Source organism: Plantibacter sp. AC185 (assembly GCF_979258065.1).
The window spans coordinates 203,471-220,182 of the sequence record NZ_OZ409831.1 but is presented as its reverse complement, the minus strand read 5'-3'; the positions used below and the strand labels follow the sequence as shown (position 1 = coordinate 220,182).

14 protein-coding genes and 1 pseudogene are annotated in these 16,712 nt (G+C 63.6%); 9 read left to right on the top strand and 6 right to left on the bottom strand.

Translation table 11 applies throughout. The annotated features are described in order from the left end of the window. Positions 1 to 140: 140 nt before the first annotated feature. Complete coding sequence (locus tag ACZZZB_RS00950) at positions 141 to 1,046, top strand: HIRAN domain-containing protein (protein WP_463528779.1); 906 nt, start codon at positions 141 to 143, stop codon at positions 1,044 to 1,046. A 965-nt stretch (positions 1,047 to 2,011) separates the two neighbouring features. Here ACZZZB_RS00950 and ACZZZB_RS00945 read toward each other — a convergent pair. The 3 genes from ACZZZB_RS00945 to ACZZZB_RS00935 all read right to left on the bottom strand — a co-directional run bounded on the left by ACZZZB_RS00945 (position 2,012) and on the right by ACZZZB_RS00935 (position 6,685). Next, a complete protein-coding gene (locus ACZZZB_RS00945) occupies positions 2,012 to 3,643 on the bottom strand; it encodes a hypothetical protein (protein ID WP_463528778.1) in 1,632 nt (543 codons plus the stop codon). A gap of 170 nt (positions 3,644 to 3,813) precedes the next feature. Next, a complete protein-coding gene (locus ACZZZB_RS00940; RefSeq protein WP_463528777.1) occupies positions 3,814 to 4,530 on the bottom strand; it encodes a hypothetical protein in 717 nt (238 codons plus the stop codon). A gap of 169 nt (positions 4,531 to 4,699) precedes the next feature. Continuing rightward, complete coding sequence (locus tag ACZZZB_RS00935) at positions 4,700 to 6,685, bottom strand: hypothetical protein (protein ID WP_463528776.1); 1,986 nt, start codon at positions 6,683 to 6,685, stop codon at positions 4,700 to 4,702. A 228-nt stretch (positions 6,686 to 6,913) separates the two neighbouring features. Between ACZZZB_RS00935 and ACZZZB_RS00930 the strand changes: the two genes are divergently transcribed. Then, positions 6,914 to 7,465, top strand: coding sequence for a relaxase domain-containing protein (locus tag ACZZZB_RS00930; RefSeq protein WP_463528775.1), 552 nt, complete (start codon positions 6,914 to 6,916; stop codon positions 7,463 to 7,465). A gap of 44 nt (positions 7,466 to 7,509) precedes the next feature. Here the strand turns inward: ACZZZB_RS00930 and ACZZZB_RS00925 are convergent, their stop codons facing one another. Beyond that, positions 7,510 to 8,211 (bottom strand): hypothetical protein, encoded by a 702-nt coding sequence (locus ACZZZB_RS00925; RefSeq protein ID WP_463528774.1) that lies wholly within the window; start codon positions 8,209 to 8,211, stop codon positions 7,510 to 7,512. Between the two features lie 167 nt (positions 8,212 to 8,378). On the opposite strand from ACZZZB_RS00925, the gene ACZZZB_RS00920 reads away from it, so the two are divergent. The 3 genes from ACZZZB_RS00920 to ACZZZB_RS00910 are packed head-to-tail and all read left to right on the top strand — an operon-like array spanning position 8,379 to position 10,712. Beyond that, complete coding sequence (locus ACZZZB_RS00920; RefSeq protein WP_463528773.1) at positions 8,379 to 9,812, top strand: hypothetical protein; 1,434 nt, start codon at positions 8,379 to 8,381, stop codon at positions 9,810 to 9,812. Between the two features lie 16 nt (positions 9,813 to 9,828). Further along, positions 9,829 to 10,290, top strand: a complete 462-nt coding sequence (locus ACZZZB_RS00915) for a hypothetical protein (RefSeq protein ID WP_463528772.1) — start codon at positions 9,829 to 9,831, stop codon at positions 10,288 to 10,290. Further along, positions 10,287 to 10,712 carry a hypothetical protein gene (locus tag ACZZZB_RS00910; protein ID WP_463528771.1) on the top strand — a complete coding sequence of 142 codons (426 nt, stop codon included), beginning with the start codon at positions 10,287 to 10,289 and terminating at the stop codon, positions 10,710 to 10,712. Before ACZZZB_RS00915 ends, ACZZZB_RS00910 begins: the two co-directional genes overlap by 4 nt. A 1,034-nt stretch (positions 10,713 to 11,746) precedes the next feature. Here the strand turns inward: ACZZZB_RS00910 and ACZZZB_RS00905 are convergent. Further along, entirely contained in the window at positions 11,747 to 12,352 is a 606-nt protein-coding gene (locus ACZZZB_RS00905) for an HIRAN domain-containing protein (RefSeq protein WP_463528770.1), read from the bottom strand. A gap of 218 nt (positions 12,353 to 12,570) precedes the next feature. Between ACZZZB_RS00905 and ACZZZB_RS00900 the strand changes: the two are divergent. Continuing rightward, positions 12,571 to 12,671, top strand: a pseudogene (locus ACZZZB_RS00900). Positions 12,672 to 13,281: 610 nt separating this feature from the next. Here ACZZZB_RS00900 and ACZZZB_RS00895 read toward each other — a convergent pair. Then, entirely contained in the window at positions 13,282 to 13,596 is a 315-nt protein-coding gene (locus ACZZZB_RS00895; protein WP_191940971.1) for an MntP/YtaF family protein, read from the bottom strand. Positions 13,597 to 13,740: 144 nt separating this feature from the next. Here ACZZZB_RS00895 and ACZZZB_RS00890 point away from each other — a divergent pair, with 144 nt between their 5' ends. The 3 genes from ACZZZB_RS00890 (at position 13,741) to ACZZZB_RS00880 (ending at position 16,708) form a co-directional block, all read left to right on the top strand. Continuing rightward, positions 13,741 to 14,274 (top strand): cysteine hydrolase family protein, encoded by a 534-nt coding sequence (locus tag ACZZZB_RS00890; RefSeq protein WP_463528769.1) that lies wholly within the window; start codon positions 13,741 to 13,743, stop codon positions 14,272 to 14,274. Positions 14,275 to 14,792: 518 nt separating this feature from the next. Beyond that, positions 14,793 to 15,785, top strand: coding sequence for a 5-dehydro-2-deoxygluconokinase (iolC, locus tag ACZZZB_RS00885; RefSeq protein ID WP_229939910.1), 993 nt, complete (start codon positions 14,793 to 14,795; stop codon positions 15,783 to 15,785). Beyond that, positions 15,782 to 16,708 (top strand): class I fructose-bisphosphate aldolase, encoded by a 927-nt coding sequence (locus ACZZZB_RS00880; RefSeq protein ID WP_194644504.1) that lies wholly within the window; start codon positions 15,782 to 15,784, stop codon positions 16,706 to 16,708. The genes iolC and ACZZZB_RS00880 overlap by 4 nt, the downstream gene beginning before the upstream one ends. The last annotated feature ends 4 nt before the right edge of the window (positions 16,709 to 16,712 follow it).

Below are 16,712 nucleotides of genomic sequence, written 5' to 3'. Positions count from 1 at the left end.
TGGCTATGTGCCGAGCTGTACCCAGACGCTCCAGCGCGGGCCGGGTCCTGATGAGGATCGGTCCCACCGTCGAATGCGGGGGCATTGGCTGTGGACAGGACCTTACGACGTCCTCCTTGCGTGCGCATAGGGCAGAAAGCATGCTTGATCTTTCTGACAGGATTCAGGACATGGGGATATTGAAGAAGCTATTCGGCAGCTCTGGCGACACGTCCAACTCGGTGACGCAGGCGCCACAGGACGCTGTGAGGTCGGAACCACGTGTCCAGGTCAGCGTATCGATGGCGGTCGCGCAGGATCTTGTTCAGTTGACCGGCACGACGACGTTCGCGAAGGACGCGATCACCCGGCTCGCCGAGCGTCACCGCATCGCCGCAGGTGGATATCTAGAAGTAAGCGGCACCATCCAGCGCGAACCCGAGAACCCAGCTGATCCTCACGCGATCGCAGTCCATGTTGAGGGTGAAAAGGTCGGCTACCTGCCTGGCTACCTGGCCAGGACGATTGATCTCCCGAGCGGTGGAGCTCAAGCTGTCCAGATCCAGATGTTCACTGAGCTGCTGCCAAAGGGCCTGCGCGCTGAAGCGTGGGCATGGTTGGGCAGAGGACCTGCGAAATGGCAGTACTCGGAGACAGAGCGCCCTCCAATGTCGTCCAGCGCGAAGGCCGCCGCGCATCAAACGAGCATCGACCAGATGGTCACCGACGCTCTTGCAGGCGGGGGTGATCGAGCAGAGTCGTTCCACCGAGGCATGGTCGGGGGAGTGCATTACCTACAGCTGGTCGAACCGATCAAACAGCTCAAACGAGACGGCCGACTCGACGACGCCCTCGTGCTCTGCTACGCCGCAATCGAAGGCGCCGAGGGAGCACGTAACGGGCTCGAACCCGCACCTTTCTACACCGAACAGGCTGCGATCATCCACCGCAAACTCGGGCAGCGAGACAAGGAAGCTGCCGTTCTGCGGCGGTGGCTCGCATACTGCCCGCCAGATCGGCGCGAGGGCAGCAGCATCAAAGAACGCCTCGACAGGCTCACCGGATAGGTGCGGGAAGCGGTGCGTCCTGGATTGATCCGATCCGCCGACTCCGCATTTACCTGACCGGGAATGAAGTCACGGCGTGTCACTAAATGCGCATCCGTCGCTCCCCGAAAGTTCATCTCATGAGGCTGTTCGCTGGTAGACGCCGCGGGGCTGCGTACCCGAGCAATGTAGAGCTCGGGAACGCAGTCCGGCCGCCTGAGGACCACGGCGAGGCTCATGGCGGCGTTCGCAGGAGTCAGGCGTTATCGGATGACTCTAGAGCTGCATTCCTGCCCCGGAACCAGATCGATGCGGAGGATGGGCGTCTCGGATGGCTTGGTCTGAGCGTGGTCGCAGGGCTCTCATGGAGAGTTTCCGAGCTAGTTCGGCCAAGCGTCGGCTCTGATCGAGCGGCTGTGCGTTCACGGGGTCTTCGCGTGCGTTCGGCTCCACCACCTCTTGGCGACTGTCTCGGAGCTCTCGAAGGTAGCCCGCGGCTGGGTCCTCGTCCGGAGTCCAGTCGACGAGACGGGGTGGCTCTCGCCACCTCGAAGCGGAGGTCGACGGCGCGATTTGTGGGCTCGCAGGCACGGAACCTGCCGCAGCTTCGTGAACGTCGTCCAACGGAAGGTACAAGTCCGGACGCCAGAGCGGCCCGCCGGTCTGCGAGAGAACCTGGTCAATGCTCTTCAGTTGTTCATCGATCACTGGATCCCGACCATTCCACGTTCCGGCCAAGACGTAGAACGTGTCGAGCCAGGAATCGGGGTCGACGTCGAAGTATGACGCCCCGGTGAACCGGAGGAGCAGATCCAGCTGTGCTTGGACAATTCTTCGTTGAATATCTTCCTCAGCCTGACGTGGGTCGCTGTGGGCGTCCAGGTAGAACGGACGGAGATCTCCCATTCGCATTCCATAGCGATAGGCCCTCACCCACCCATGCTGATCCTGGCTCAGGTACGATGAGGGGCCGGTCTGTTCTTCGCTCATCCTGCGAGTCCCTTGGCCGAGTCGGTCAGGCTGGCTCGACGCCGCACGACACCACGAATGACGACGGGCGAGGCCCCGAGGAGCATCGTGGCAGTAGCGCCTGCGGCGAGCGTGGCGCCGTCGAAGCCGGTGCTCGCGTGCTTCTGTCCGGGGTGGTCGAGGAAGAGGGTCTGCTCATCCTCCTGCCCACAGACACCCTCGCTGAGGAGCACCTGCTTCCGGTCGTCGGCATAGGTGCGCTCGATCCAGTTGACCCCGGTGCCCATGTCGCGGGTGGCAGTGAATGTCGGCCCGGGCACATCCGTGCGGCCGTTGACCAGGATCGGCGCCGACTCCGGAAGGTATTCGGTGGTGGCATCGCAGACGGGCTGGCCGTCGGTGATGCGGTAGGCGGTGAAGGTCTGCACGGCGGTGTCGGGGTAGAGGGCGACATCTTCGTGGCGGGCGGTGTCGCCGTACTGCTCTCCCTCCATCACCGACGGCACGGCCTTCGTCGTGACACGGGGGATGACCGTGGTCTCGTCGGGCAGCCCGAACTCGTCGTGCCACGGTCCCTGCAAGACGGACTTGGTCGTGTCGGACTGCTGGTCGAGATCGAGTGACCAGACTGCGGTGATCGGACCGTCGGCCTCATCGGGTCGGGGGAAGGAGACTTCCATGACGTCGCCGACCCCGTCGCAGGTGGCGATGGCCGTACCGAGTGCGGGGCGGCCGTCTGGGACCTCGGGGAGACTGTCTTCTCCGGGGAGCTTGGCGTAGATCGCGACGTCCCAGATGATTTCGACGCCGTCGCCGTCTTGGTTGTGTCGCCAGGCGGTGCTCGTGCTGTCGGGGGAGAGGTCGCAGGTGGCGTGGTCGACGATGGTGCCGCCGACGGGGACGAGGGTCTGCTGCATCTCGCTCGTGACGATCGGCTGGAAGATGGTCGAGGCGGTGGTGCTGGCAGCCGAGGTGAACGGGATGGGGGAGCGGTCGTCGCTGCCGCGGGCGAGGCGTTGTTGGCCGAGCGTCTCGTACATCCATGCCTCGGAGGCGTAGCCGCCAGGCATGCTCCAGGAGCCGTCGGCGCGGATGTCGTAGTCCGCGATGCCGTCGGCGGGATCGCCGGTGATGTCAATGCGGGATCCGTTGCCGACGGCCACCGAGGACGCGCCGGTGCTGGTTTCGTGTGCGCCGGTAGCGGCTACGGGGTCGACGGTCACGTCGATGTAGCCGGTGGTGCTGTCGGTCATGGTGATGGTTGTGGTCGCCGTCTTCGAGCCGGCTGCGGCAGCCCAGTTCTCGCCGACCCATGCCCAGATACCGTTGAACGCTGCAGTCACGGCGGCGTCGTGGCCGTCGGCCTTCTGGCCGATGTAGTGGATAGCGCCGTCGTAGCCGGGGTGGTTTTGCGAGGTGAAGGCGTAGACGAACGCGGCGACGGCTGCTGCGGTGTCGTTGTCGGTGGTCTGCCCGAACTGGGAGAGGCCGGCGTTGAGCATTGTGAGTTCAGTGCCGCCGACGTCGAGTGTCCCGGCTGTCGCTCCGATGCCGCCGACGAGCATCCCGCCGCCGGTTGCACCGGATGGCCAGTCGGCTTGGACATCAATGTAGTACGCGAGCGAGCCGTCCGGGGTGACGTAGTTCACGAGCTGGCCCCACCCATAGGCGGTTGTGGCTCGAGGGGATGGAGTGGTGCTGTCCGCAGCGGCCGAGGTATCGTCCGCGGCGGGAACCGAAGCGCTCGCCGAAAGGGCAGGCAAGCTCAGCGTGGTGGCAAGCAGAATCGACGCGCCGGCCGCGCTCAGGATGCGTCGGCTCATGCGGCGCCCTCCACCCGAGCTCGGCTTCGTCGGCTCCGCAGTGCGAGGGCCGCACCCGCCGCGATCGCGAGCAGACCTCCCACAGCGCCGGCGAGGAAGAGTTCTTCGTTCGCACCGGTGACAGCCAGCTGCCGACGCTTGATCCCGCCGCTCCCGCCAGACTGATCTGCGACGACATCGATGGCAGTCCCGCTGCCCTCGTCCTCGTCCTCGTCCTCGACGGGTGGCTCAGTCCCGTCGCCGTCCTCCGGGTCGATGACGGCCGGTTCGGTGACATCGACGACGGACGACTCATGGATGATCAGGTCGAGACCCTCCGGATCGTTCGGGTTGTCGAGCGTCCAGGCGTACCCGCCGGCGGCCGAGACGCTCACGCAGTCGCCGTCGTAGCTCCACTCGGAGCCTGTCCAGGTCGCGGAGAACGAGCCGACCGTCGCTGCATCGGCGAGTGAGCCGACCGGGGGCCAACCGTCGTAGGGTCCGGTGAGTGCCGCGGTGATCGGTTCGATCGCGATGCCGTCTTGGACGCCGGACACGTCGAGTGTGAAGCCGACGCAGTCGCCTACCTCAGCGATGGAGGGACTCGCTGTGCCGGAGGCGGTGACGAGAGGCGAGGGGGGTGTGACGTTAATGGGTGCTGCTGCACCGGTGGTGCCGAACGCTGTTGCGCTCAAGGCTGCTGCGGCGATCTGTAGTGAAATGGGCAGGGTCATGGAGTCCTTCCGTCGCTTGCGCGAGTTGAAGTGATCGCTGGTGCGTCACCTCCTCCTCTTGCGCTGCCGTCCCGCTGGTTGCGGACCATGCGCTCGGCCGAACGGACTAAGCGAACACCGCTGTCACCGATCGAGGCAGTGACGGTCGAAGGGGTGTGCCGGCTGCCTTTCAATCACTGGGTCCATCACCGGAAGCGTGTTGTGTCCAGCATGTGACTGTGGAGCCCTCTGGCATCGACGGAGCTACTGAGCTGCGCATAAGAGACTCCAACTGCGCAACCAACGGATGATTCTGGCTGGAGGAGATGTCGCGTTGCGCGGCGAACACTCTGCGCACGAGCGCTTCGACGCCGGGGTATCGCTCTTCGACAGCGAGGCGAAGTACTCGCCGCAACGACGGAATAGCTTCTTTCGCGGCGAGAACCTCGAGCCCGATCGCCGCCGCCGCGTATGTGAGGTCGGATTCGGACAATAGCGGCTTACCCCTCCACCTGCACGCTCGCCGTAGTTCAAGCAGTGTTAGGAGTGCAATCCCCGGAGACGCTCCGTTCGCGTCTTCCATGTAGGTGCGCAGGTGCGACATCGACACCTCGACAGAGTCGTTGATCTCATTGACTCCGACGGTCACAGAAAGAGGACGGGAGGTGTCACTGGACGTGAGAGCATACGCGAGCGATAAGCGGCTCTGCTTGGTTTCGCCGATGGTGAATAGCCAATGACCGTCATTCTCCTCGGCGTCTAGGAGCTCAAACTCGTTTCCTGCCAGCCACGCTCTTGCGATGAGGAAACTGCTCTCTGAAGCGAGACTCCCCGGAAGTCGCGGCACTTCGATGGCTCGTCGAGACAAAGCAGCCGTTAGCGCCCACGCGGATGCACTGAGCGACTCCAGGAGCTTGAGGACAGTGTCGATCAACTGGTCGTATGTGATCGGATCTCGATCGACGTTCAGCTTGAAGTGGATAGCTGACCCCTGTATTTCGACTGCCTCGGCGTGTTGGGCGGCGTGCCTGAGCTGGACGTCCGCCCCCTGGAAAATCTCTTTCAGACGCTCGTCGCCTGCGAACGACCTAGCTAGGTCAGCAGCCCCAGATCGTATCAACTTGGCGTACGGTCTGCTCTTTACGCCTGTGAGAAGGGCGTACCAGGCGAAGATTGAGCAGGCGACGTCCTCAAATAGTTCGCCGTATATCTTGACCAGACGGCGAATAGCCGCGTCCTGGTTTAGCTTCGCGTTACTCAACGTTTCGACGACCGTGAAACACTCGTACAGAGCCCGATCGCTGGAGGCTAGACCCAGCAGGGCTCCCGGCATATCAGCCACCTGCTCCATATGCTGACTTTCCTCGCAGACCTTTGAAGCATCGATGATCACGGACCGGAGTCTGTCGGGGTGCATCGCGCACCCACTGAGCACCTGAAGAACGAGATACCCTGCACCGTGGCCGGCATCTACCGGCAGGTCTATCGCGGTTGAGGCCGCGGCTGATCCGAGCGAGGCTATCTCGAACAGGGAGAGTTCGGGGTGCATCGAGTCCATGAGGGCTAGTGTTCGCTCCATGAGTGTCCCTCTATCTGGATCTTGAACAATCTCGGCGAGCTTCTCCAGCCTGCGGTATTCCTCGAGGTCGGCGAACGCAGTATCGATGAGGTTCTGGGCCTCTCGAGAGCGCGTTTGAGCGAGATGCATGGTGGGGGATGTGAGGGCCTCTGCGTAGGCCGGCCAGAGGAGCGCAAGACGTTCCAAGACGGTAGTCGTCGCGCGGATGACCGCTATCCGTGGTCGCAGCCGGGGCGTCTGTTCTGCACGTCTGACCATCGTCTCGAGGCAATGGAGCGTATCGATCAGGCGTCGCTCCTCGCCCTCGGTCGGCGTTCCGTAGCCGAGGGGTACCAGTGCGTCCAGAAACTCGTGGAGAAAGCCAGAGAGTTCAGACTCCTGCGGAAGCTCCCCAGGATCTGCTCCGTCTGTGCGAATGTCCGCGCCTTCGATCAGCTCCCGGTTGATCCTCCGAACCATGGTGCGCCGGCGCACGACGTATGCGTTGACCTCTCCTGGTCGTGAGGATTTCCCGCAATTCGCGCATGCCGCGGCCAGGATGCGGTCGGCTCCGCAGCGAAGGCATGGCTCGATCTGAAAGTTGATGCGGATCGGCATAGTCGAATCTTCCCACGGTCCTACGACGTTGGGTCGGGGCTCGGGCTGGAGCGCGATTCCCATGTTGCATGACGGAACAGGCACCCGGGGTGCGGCAAAAACCACCGGCCGGATTCTGATCGACAGCATGGATTCACGTAGGCACCGGGGTGGCCAAGTCCGCTCGGGTTGTCCGCCATCGGCAAGAGCTTGCGAGGCGGCACGACCGCCTCTGGCAAGGAGGCGCTCGTGCGCGGCGGCATGGTCAGGTGGAAGCGAGGCATCGCTTCTCAAGGACTCCGGCAGGCCGTCGACTACGCGCTCGGCGGTTCCTGCGACGCAACTGTCGGTACCCCCGCTGGCATCGCCCGCGCGCTCGGCTACGCACCCGAGACCGTCACCCGCTTCATCGTCGCGAACGAACAGATCACCTCCGATCAGCTCGATCGACAGAAGCTCGCCGCCTGGGTCGCCGGCCGTGATCCCGACACCGAGGTCAGGCGCGGCATCCGGAACCCATCACCTCGAGCAGATCTCTTCCTGGACGCCACCATCAACGCGTCGAAGTCGTTCTCCATCGCTGCGATCCTCGACCCAGAGGTAGCAGCCGCCTACGACGCACTCCAGGATCGCCTTCGCGAACGCATCATCTTCGCCTGGCAGCGTGAGCTCAATGCCCGTCGTGGGAAAGCCGGCCACCGTCGCATGCCGCTGACGCGCATCGAGATCGTAGAGCTCCGTCACGCCCGGTCGCGCGCGCATGATCCCCACCAGCATCGGCACCTGTGGCTCAACATCTAGGTGCTCGGAGAGGATGGGCGCTGGAGCAACATCGGAGAGGCGGGTTAGATCCAGCTCTGCTTCTCGAACGCTTCCCCGTCGAGAAAGTGCAGAAAGTCCGCCCCTCGGTAGCTGAGCGCATGTTCGAGCTTGACGACCTCGTGGCCGCTGAGGACGCGCTCTCGGACGTCCCGAGTGCGAACGAGACCTTCGTTGAGTAGGTGCTGGAATCGCTGGCTGAACCGCTCCCGAATCATCGGGGTGGTCCAGTCCTCATCGACCCAGTGTCGCTCAGCGCTCTCCCACCTCATGGCGAACTTGAGTGACGGCTCGGCCGCCTCGGCGGTCTTCCGCAGCACTGCGACCTGTTCAGGCTGGAGCCTACGCGCAAGGTCAAAGTAGTCGAATGCCTCGCGGCTCCATCCGAGTTCGATCCCTCGAATTAGCGCCTTCGTCATCTGTTCAATATGTTCGGGATCGGCCGTCTCGTCGGCGCTGTTAAGAAGTCGCGTGAGAGCGGCGAGGGTGCCATCGGTACTGAGATCTGAACTACCAATCTTCCCCTCTGCGATTGCAGCGTCAAGGTCTTCGCGGATCTTGGCAACGATCGTCTCCAAGCGGCGCATTCGAGCCGAGCCCATAGTGCGATTGACGAGGACTGCGACCGGCCCGCCGATCACAGGAAAGGCGGCAATGGCGGCCTCGAAAATTGCTGCTGCGCCATCCTCGATGGCGTCCTTCCGAGCCTCGTCCTGGTCCTCATGCATGTCAGAATTCTACGGGTTCGGATGAGCCATCGCCACCGATCGACGCCCGAAGGGCCCTTCAGGCTTCGGGCGCTTTAGCTTCGCTGCCGCAAATTGACGCAATCTCCGCGAGCCTCTGAAATACTGATCTCTTCGAGGTTTCCTCGACGGAGAGAAAGCAGGACTAGGTGACAGACCCGACGGCGATAGTCCCCTTGCAGCCTGCGGGCGCACTGGACATGACTGCGACCATTACGCAGTTCGAGAACGCTCTGCTGGCACAGGCCGAGATCATGGGCTTGCCCTCATCTGGCGTACTGGTCGAGGTCCGCCAGCGCGTGCAGGTCCTGTCCAACATGGACGGTGCGATGGCTGGGCTGCCGCGTGAGAAGCGCGCGACCTCCATGTACCTGTCGAAGTTCATGCTGGCCGTGAGCGCTGGCTTGTTCGATGCCGCATTGAACTACCTGTGGGACGAGACGATCGGCGAGCTCCGCAAGCGGATCATCGACTACGACCTCGACTACTTCTTCGATAATGCGGTTTCCACAGACAAGCGCAAAGAGCTGAAGGGTCCTGAGGACCTAATCAAGGTCACTGATGACGAACTGATCCGGGCTGCCCAGAAGGTCGGTTTCATCTCGCCCCTCGGCCAGCAGCAGCTCGACTTGGTGCGGCACATGCGCAATCACGCGAGCGCCGCCCACCCGAATCAGCACGAGCTGCAGCCGTACTCGCTGCTGGGGTACATGGAGACCTGCATAAAGGAGGTAATCACCCTTCCGCAGTCGCCGACGATGGTGCAGACGGGCCGACTTCTCGCGAACGTGAAGACAGCGACCGTGACGAAGGAGGAGGCCGCCGCTTTCGCCACCCTCTTCGCCGGGCTGCGCCGTGACCAGTCCGAGACCTTGGCCAACGGCTTGTTCGGCATCTACGTGTCTCTCGACTCCGGTCCTGTCATCCGCGACAACGTGCGCCTCTTATTGCCGCACCTATGGCCCAACCTGTCGGAGGATGTGAAGTTCGCATTTGGTACGCGTTTCGCGCGCTTCAAGGCGAGCCTGGATATTGCTCAGGCGGATCTTGCTAAAGAGTTTCTCCAGTCGGTCGATGGGTCGTCCTACCTGCCTGAGGACGTTCGAGCCGCGGAGATCGACGTACTTCTCGATCGTCTCCACGGTGCGCACCTCGGGATGAACAACTTCTACAACGAGCCGCCGATAGCAAAGGAGCTCGCTGCCTACATAGGGTCGCTGCCCGTGCCGCCTGGCGTGCGGGCGAAGTACGCGAACGGGCTCGTCGACGCGTTCCTGGCGAGATCGAGCGGCATCGCGTACGCCGCTGACGGGCTGTACGAGCAGATGCTCCTCAGCATGACCCCAGCGGAGGCCAATCTGGCTCTGCTCTACGCAACCGGTGCGGACGCGTCTTCCAAATATCTCGGCGAGACCCCAAGGAAGCAGCTGGATCGCCTCATCGCGCTCCTTACCCCCAAGCTGGTCAGTCGCCCCGCTCAGGACCTCATGGCACATGTCAACGCGTTCACAGGCCCGCGCCAGAGTATGGCCATCGATTCGAAGATGGTCGACCTGCGTAACAAGCTCGCAGTCACGCTGTAGCTGACAGGATGATGTCGTGATGTGGCCGAAGGCGTTAAATCTAACCTCAATCTGGCGCGCCCGCTTCACGATCCTTGGGGTCATCGGGATCATCGTCGGGCTCGCCATCTCTGCGAAACTCGCGTCCGACGCGTCATCCGAGACACCCCCTAGCGTCGCTCAAAGTGCCCTATTTGTTGTGCTCGCGGGGCTCTTCCAGGTGGCTGGAACAGGCTTGTTTGCTTACGGTCGGCCGAGCCAAGATCGCACCCGCACGACGCTGCGCCACTTGGGCAAGACGCTGGAGAAAATTGTCGAAGCCAAGGTAATCGCCGAGACCGCCCTGGACGACGGCACCGCAACGGTCACGAAGGCCGCCGTTGGAGAGCTTTCTTTCCGCCTTGACACCATTGAGCAACAGCTGACGACCGAGCTCGAGGACTGGTCAATTGGCCACCCTGCTCTCGTCCATGAAAAGTTTCTGGAGGAGCAAACATGACCGACGAAGTAATTCGGGGAAAGGTTGCTCGAGTTCTGAACTCGACTGACTTGGCGATCAATCGTGGCAGCGAGAACGGCGTGTCGGTCGGGATGCGATTTGCAGTCCTCAGTGATCGCGGTGCAGACATCAAGGACCCCGACTCCGGTGAGGTGCTCGACTCCATTGAGATTGCTAAGACGCTCGTGAAGGTAATCTCCGTAACCCCTCACCTTTCAGTGGGTCGGACCTTCCGGACCAAGGGAGGGGGCGGCATTGCTGCCGCGCTCAGCATCGTTGGCTCCCTTCGCGACGAGACTTTGCGAACAGATGAACGAAGGTTGCAGCAAGAGCTGGACCCAAAGGATTCGTTTATCAAGGTCGGCGATGAGGCAGTTCAGTTTACGGGCGAAAGCTATGGCGGGATTGTCTACGACTTCTGACAGGCGCAGTCTCTTCGAATTGATTGCCCCGGCGGTGGCCAGGATGGCTGAGGCGACGATGACTTTCTTCACGAGCATGACTCCTGAGCGGTGATCGCTACTAGTTGCTTTGGTGACTTAGGACGCCGGCAGGCCAGTTGACCGTTTACTGCGGAAGTGTTCCAGGCTGTAGTCCTGGGTGCATGGGTAGCCGTTGACTCTGGCGGCGAGGTGGAAGTTGTACTGGTGCTGGAGCCTAGACTTAATCGACGTCGCGGACGCACCGAACCTAGCCTTCCACTCGTCTCAGCCTGCGACGTGGAAAGCGGCTTGGCGAGCGATGTTTCCGCCGTCGCCTCCACCACCACTGAGTATGACTGCTCCGAGCGGAGTCACCCATGCGCTGTAGCGGTAGTCGCCCGGTGGGGTTCGCGCTTGAAATCGGTAACGAGACCACCGGGCATGAATGCAACGATTGACAGCAACGCGGTGCAACCGTTACGAACGGTGGCGGATGTGATTGAACACAATCCCTGGTCAGCGGACTATCGCGAACGACGACGGAGCCCATCGCCCTCACTCGTAATGAGCAAGTCAGCCCACGGCCAAGTCAAGCCCTGTATCTTCACCTGCAGCATGTCCCCGAAGCGTCCCCTCGTGGTGCAACGCAGGTGGCCAGGCCCACGTCTTGGCGACACGATGCGCCCGGAAACACCCGGAGGTTCTCGGGTCGGGAGTCCTTGAACCGTGAACGTCGTCGGATCGATCTCGGCAGGGCCCATCACACGACGAACTCCGAGATCCTGCGGATTTTCAGGTTTCTTATTCGGCGATCCCTGTGGCTGGACGGTCACGGGCTGTTGCATTCGTCCCCGTATCGTCCTCGAGCGTTCCAGATACGGCGCCTGCTGGACGAGGTCTGCGCGAGCTAGACGAACTGCCGGTGCAGCCATTCGGCGGGCGATGGCTGACGAAGCCCGCTCTGACCATGGTTCGGAGGACCTGTTTGAGCGCTACAGCGCGGGTGCCAGCGGCGCGGCGACCGTCTCGCGCGGTCAGGGCCGCAATCGGCCAACCAGGTGGTGGAGAACGCGCGACTCAGCCGCAATCGCTTTCGGGGGATCAGCGGAGATCACGTACGCGGATAGCGCCTGACCACCGTCGAGGAGCTTTGCCATGGAGCGGGCGGCGGCTTTGTTCCAGTACCCGCAACGGATGCCGTTCTGATGGATCGCGACCGCGTTGGTGTCGAATTCGTTAGCCGGTTCGCGCACGAGATCAGCCGGCCCGATCCGAAGCACGCCCGCCGCATACTCATCGCCGCGAACGCGCACGCTCCAGATTCCGAGACGGCTGAGGGCGCGAGACCCGGCGTTGACGAGCCGTCCGGTTGACGTCTCCGACAACCACCACTCGTCGCGGAACTCCACAATTCGGAGATTGGGCAACCCGTCGTTGTCTAGGTTCAAGAGTGCGTCGGCCTCCTCGGCCGACAAGTAGGGAGACACGTAGCCGTCTGGTTTCCCGCCGGAGCGGTAGGCCGAGACCGTGACCCCAGCTCCAATCTCGCGTTGCGAGATGAGAAGCGGCTCAACGGGAGTTCCGCGATCGCCGGGGCTCACCTCGGGCGGTCGTCTGCGCAGCCAGTCTCGAAGTCCCATCCACGGAGGCTAGCTCAGCAACTACAGGCATGAGTCCAAAGTCGCCACGTACCCCGTCGCCTCGTCCCCGGCGCATCTCCTCGTCTTGCCCACTCGAAGGAGTGACCTGACGAGGGGGCGCAGTGTGTCGCTCGACGTCACTCGAAGAAGTGCGCGCCTCAGGCGCTCGCGGCTCGTCCCCGAGGCGTCCCCTCACTCTGCAATGTGAGAGCCTAACGGGGCCTTTGGGCAAGCGCTGAGGCCCGGAGAGACGGGGGAACTGAGCGATCCGAGAGTCCTTACACCGTGGATGTCGTCGGTTCGATCCCGGCAGGGCCCACCGAGAGCTATCCTCGAGATGACGCCAATCTCCTGAGGACGGCCTTCAGCTACGCAGGAGAGGACGTCTCACCCGAAACGGTGGATGCGCACGCTCGTTCGCTGACCCAGCCTGAAGTCATGACTGACGAACTCCCCGGCCGACTCGGCGACGTCTCCATGTCCCGCTGTCTCTCCGGACCCTAATCATCCGAGGCAGGCTCTCGTCGGGGTGATGACCTGCCCGGAGCATAGCGCCGCAGAGCACGCCGTGTCCGATCAGATGTGCGAGCCCCGGGCTCCGGGCTGGTGGCGACGCGCCCGCCAGGCCGTGGGGGGCGACCAGCAGCCCACCGTCGTCGTCGACGATGACCTTCGCGCTGAGACCGAAGACCTGCAGGAGCAGTTCTGCGGTGATGTGTAGAACAGCAGGCCACCCAGCATGAACGATCTCCGCGCGCGAGACGTAGCCAAGCTGCGCTACTGAGCCCCAGGTGCGAGCGCTCGTCGACGACGCGACCGTCGTCGAATGCGCGTCAACCTGACGTGAAGTCGCCCGCCACAGGCGAGGAACTACGGGTCGACCCGCAGCCGTCGTGCCGATGCTCAGCGCCCGGCGGGCGCCGTGCGCGCTAGTCCGGTTGTTCGGTTGCGCGCCGTGTGCTGGGCGCTTGGTGGAGAGATCGAACGGCGTGCACGACGGCGCCGGCGAGCAGCCAGAACACGGCGATGGTCAGTCCTGCCAAGATCAATGAGAGACCACCGGCCGCGCCGCTGTAGCTCGAGAACGTTGCAGCGGTGACCAACAGACCGATCGCCACCAGAATGGCGGCCGCCAATCCCATCGTTCGCAAGTATGGATTGGAGTAGCGCTCTCGCGGCGTGTTGGTGTTGTACTTGGCCTCGATCTCTTCACGGCTGATGGGAACGTTCGGCTGGTCGGTCATGCCGGCGAGCCTAGCGGCCGCATTCGGTGCTTTGTCCGGAAATGGGGGCCTTCTGGCGCGATGGACATGGCACCTCCGGCGGGCCCGCTGCACAGTGGAAGCATGAACGATCCAGTCACCGCCCGGGAGAAGACCGCGCTCCTCGTGATCGACGTCCAGCAGGCATTCGACGATCCACAGTGGGGGCAACGCAACAGCCACGATGCCGAATCGAACGTCGGGATGTTGTTGAGCGACTGGCGCCTGGCCGGTCGACCGGTGTTCCACGTCAGACATCAGAGCGCCAGCGAGGGTCAACTGTTCTCGCTGGGTGGGCCCGGTTACGAGGTCAAGCCGGAGGCTCGCGAGGTCGCGGGGGAGCCGGTCGTGGTCAAGACCGTCAACAGCGCGTTCATCGGCACTGATCTGGAGGTGCAGCTGCGCCGTGCCGGCATCTCATCGTTGGTCATCTGTGGCCTGACGACCGATCACTGTGTGTCCACCACAACCCGCATGGCGGCCAATCTCGGTTTCCACGTCACCATCGTCAGTGATGCGACGGCGACGTTCGAGCGACTCGGTCCCGATGGGCGACGGTGGTCGGCGACCGAGCTGCACGACGCCGCCCTGGCCAGCCTGCACCAGGAATTCGCGGTGGTCCAGACGACGAACGAGGTCGTCCGCGCGGCATGCTCGTGAACTGACAGGACGTCGCCGTTCTCCAGGTCGCTATCGGTTTGCCAGGGCGGCATCGACCCTGACGGTCGCCGCTGTGCCGGTCGGAGTGAGCTCTCCCGTTGGCCGGACGGGCCCATCTGTCCGCCACGATCTGAAGCCGTGACTTCCAACCCGCCGCTCGTCCCCGAGCCGTCCCCTCACGATGCAACAGCTGCTGCAGTGAGGAGCGTCGAGCAACGCCTGAAGCGCGGAAACAGGCGGAACTGCCCTATCCGAGAGCCTTTACACCGTGGATGTCGTCGGTTCGATCCCGGCAGGGCCCACCGAACAGCAAGCCCCGAGATCATGCGGATCTCGGGGCTTCTTCGTATGGACGCCCAGCAGGTCTTGGCTCCCACTGTTGGCTACGTCCCCGTGGCGTCCCAGCGGACGGGTTGGCCCGTAAGCAAGATTCTCGATCCATGTTCATTTGTTAAGACATTCTGTGTATGCTGGTCATGGCCTCACCGAACAGCTCACAGAAAGTTGTACAGAGACGTATGACCGCTCCATCAGCCACCACGTACGACGTCGTCACCATGGGACGCGTCGGCGTCGACATCTACCCGTTGCAGGACGGCCTCGGGCTCGAGGACGTCGACACCTTCGGCAAGTATCTCGGGGGGAGCGCCGCCAACGTCGCTGTCGCCGCCGCCCAGCACGGGCACCCGACGGCGCTCATCAGCAGGACAGGCAACGACCCCTTCGGTCGATACGTCCATCGCGAACTCGAGCGCCTCGGCGTCGCTGACGAGTTCGTCGGTTGGGAGGCGGACTTGCAGACGCCGGTCACCTTCTGCGAGATCTTCCCGCCGGACGACTTCCCGCTGTACTTCTACCGGAAGCCGAAGGCGCCCGACCTGACGATCACGTCGAAGTCCCTCGACCTCGACGCGATCTACCGCGCCAAGGTGTTCTGGGCGACGGTGACGGGGCTCAGCGAGGAACCGAGCCGCTCGGCCCACTTCACCGCGTGGGAAGCCCGCGCCCGCCGGCCGCTGACGATCCTCGACCTCGACTACCGTCCGATGTTCTGGAACTCGGCCGCGCAGGCCTCTGCGCAGGTCGGGCGAGCGCTCGAACACGTCACGGTCGCGGTCGGCAACCGTGAGGAGTGCGAGGTGGCTGTCGGCGAGACGGATCCGCACCGCGCTGCAGACGCCTTGCTGGAACGCGGCGTCGAACTCGCCGTCGTCAAACAGGGTCCGAAGGGGGTCCTCGCCAAAACGCGCGACGAGACCGTCGAGGTCCCGCCGTACTTCGTGGACGTCGTGAACGGACTCGGCGCGGGGGACAGCTTCGGTGGCGCCCTCTGCCACGGACTCATCGAAGGGTGGGGTCTCGAGAAGATCCTGCGGTTCGCCAACATCGCCGGGGCGATCGTCGCGTCGCGGCGGGAGTGCTCGACGGCCATGCCGAACTCCACCGAGGTGCTCGAGATCCTCGACACCATCGGCACCGTCGGTGCAGCAGAACTCGGAGGTGCCCGATGACCATCGTGAACAACGCCAGGACATCGCGGTTCCTCCGCGAAAGCGAGTTCGAGCGCCTGCGAGAGGTCCGCGCATCCGACCCGGCCGCCATCGCCCGTGCCCATGCCGGCCGGCGTCGGCGCGAGCTCATCCGCGGTGACGGTCGACTCTTCATCGTCGCTGCCGACCACCCGGCTCGCGGAGCCCTCGGTGTGCGCGACGAGTCGATGGCCATGGCCGACCGGTACGAGCTTCTGGACCGCCTCGCGCTCGCGCTCTCGCGCCCTGGTGTCGACGGCGTGCTGGGCACCCCGGACATCGTCGACGACCTCGCCCTCCTCGGCCTGCTCGACGACAAGGTCGTGGTCGGGTCGATGAACCGGGGTGGGCTGCGCGGCGCCGCGTTCGAGATGGACGACCGTTTCACCGGCTACGACATTCCCGGGATCGTGCGAGACGGTCTCGACTTCGCCAAGACACTCCTCCGGGTGAACCTCGGCGATGCCGGATCGGTCGCGACCATCGAGGCGAACGCCCGTGCCGTAGACCAGGCGGTCGAGGCTCGTGTGCCGATCATGCTCGAACCGTTCATGAGTGAGTGGCGCGAGGGACGGATCGTCAACGACCTCTCAGCCGAGGCGGTCATCACCTCGATCGCCATCGCGTCCGGTCTCGGATCGAGTTCGGCGTACACCTGGATGAAGCTGCCGGTCGTCGAGGAGATGGAACGCGTCATGGCTGCCACCTCGATGCCGACACTCCTGCTCGGTGGCGAGCCGAACGGCCATCAGGACGACGTCTACTCGTCCTGGGAACGAGCCCTCGAACTGCCCGGTGTCCGCGGCCTGGTCGTCGGACGCACCTTGATCTACCCGGCCGACGGCGATGTCTCCGCTGCAGTCGACACCGCGGCGGGGCTCGTCCACGCCGACCTCCCCTCCTGAGCCT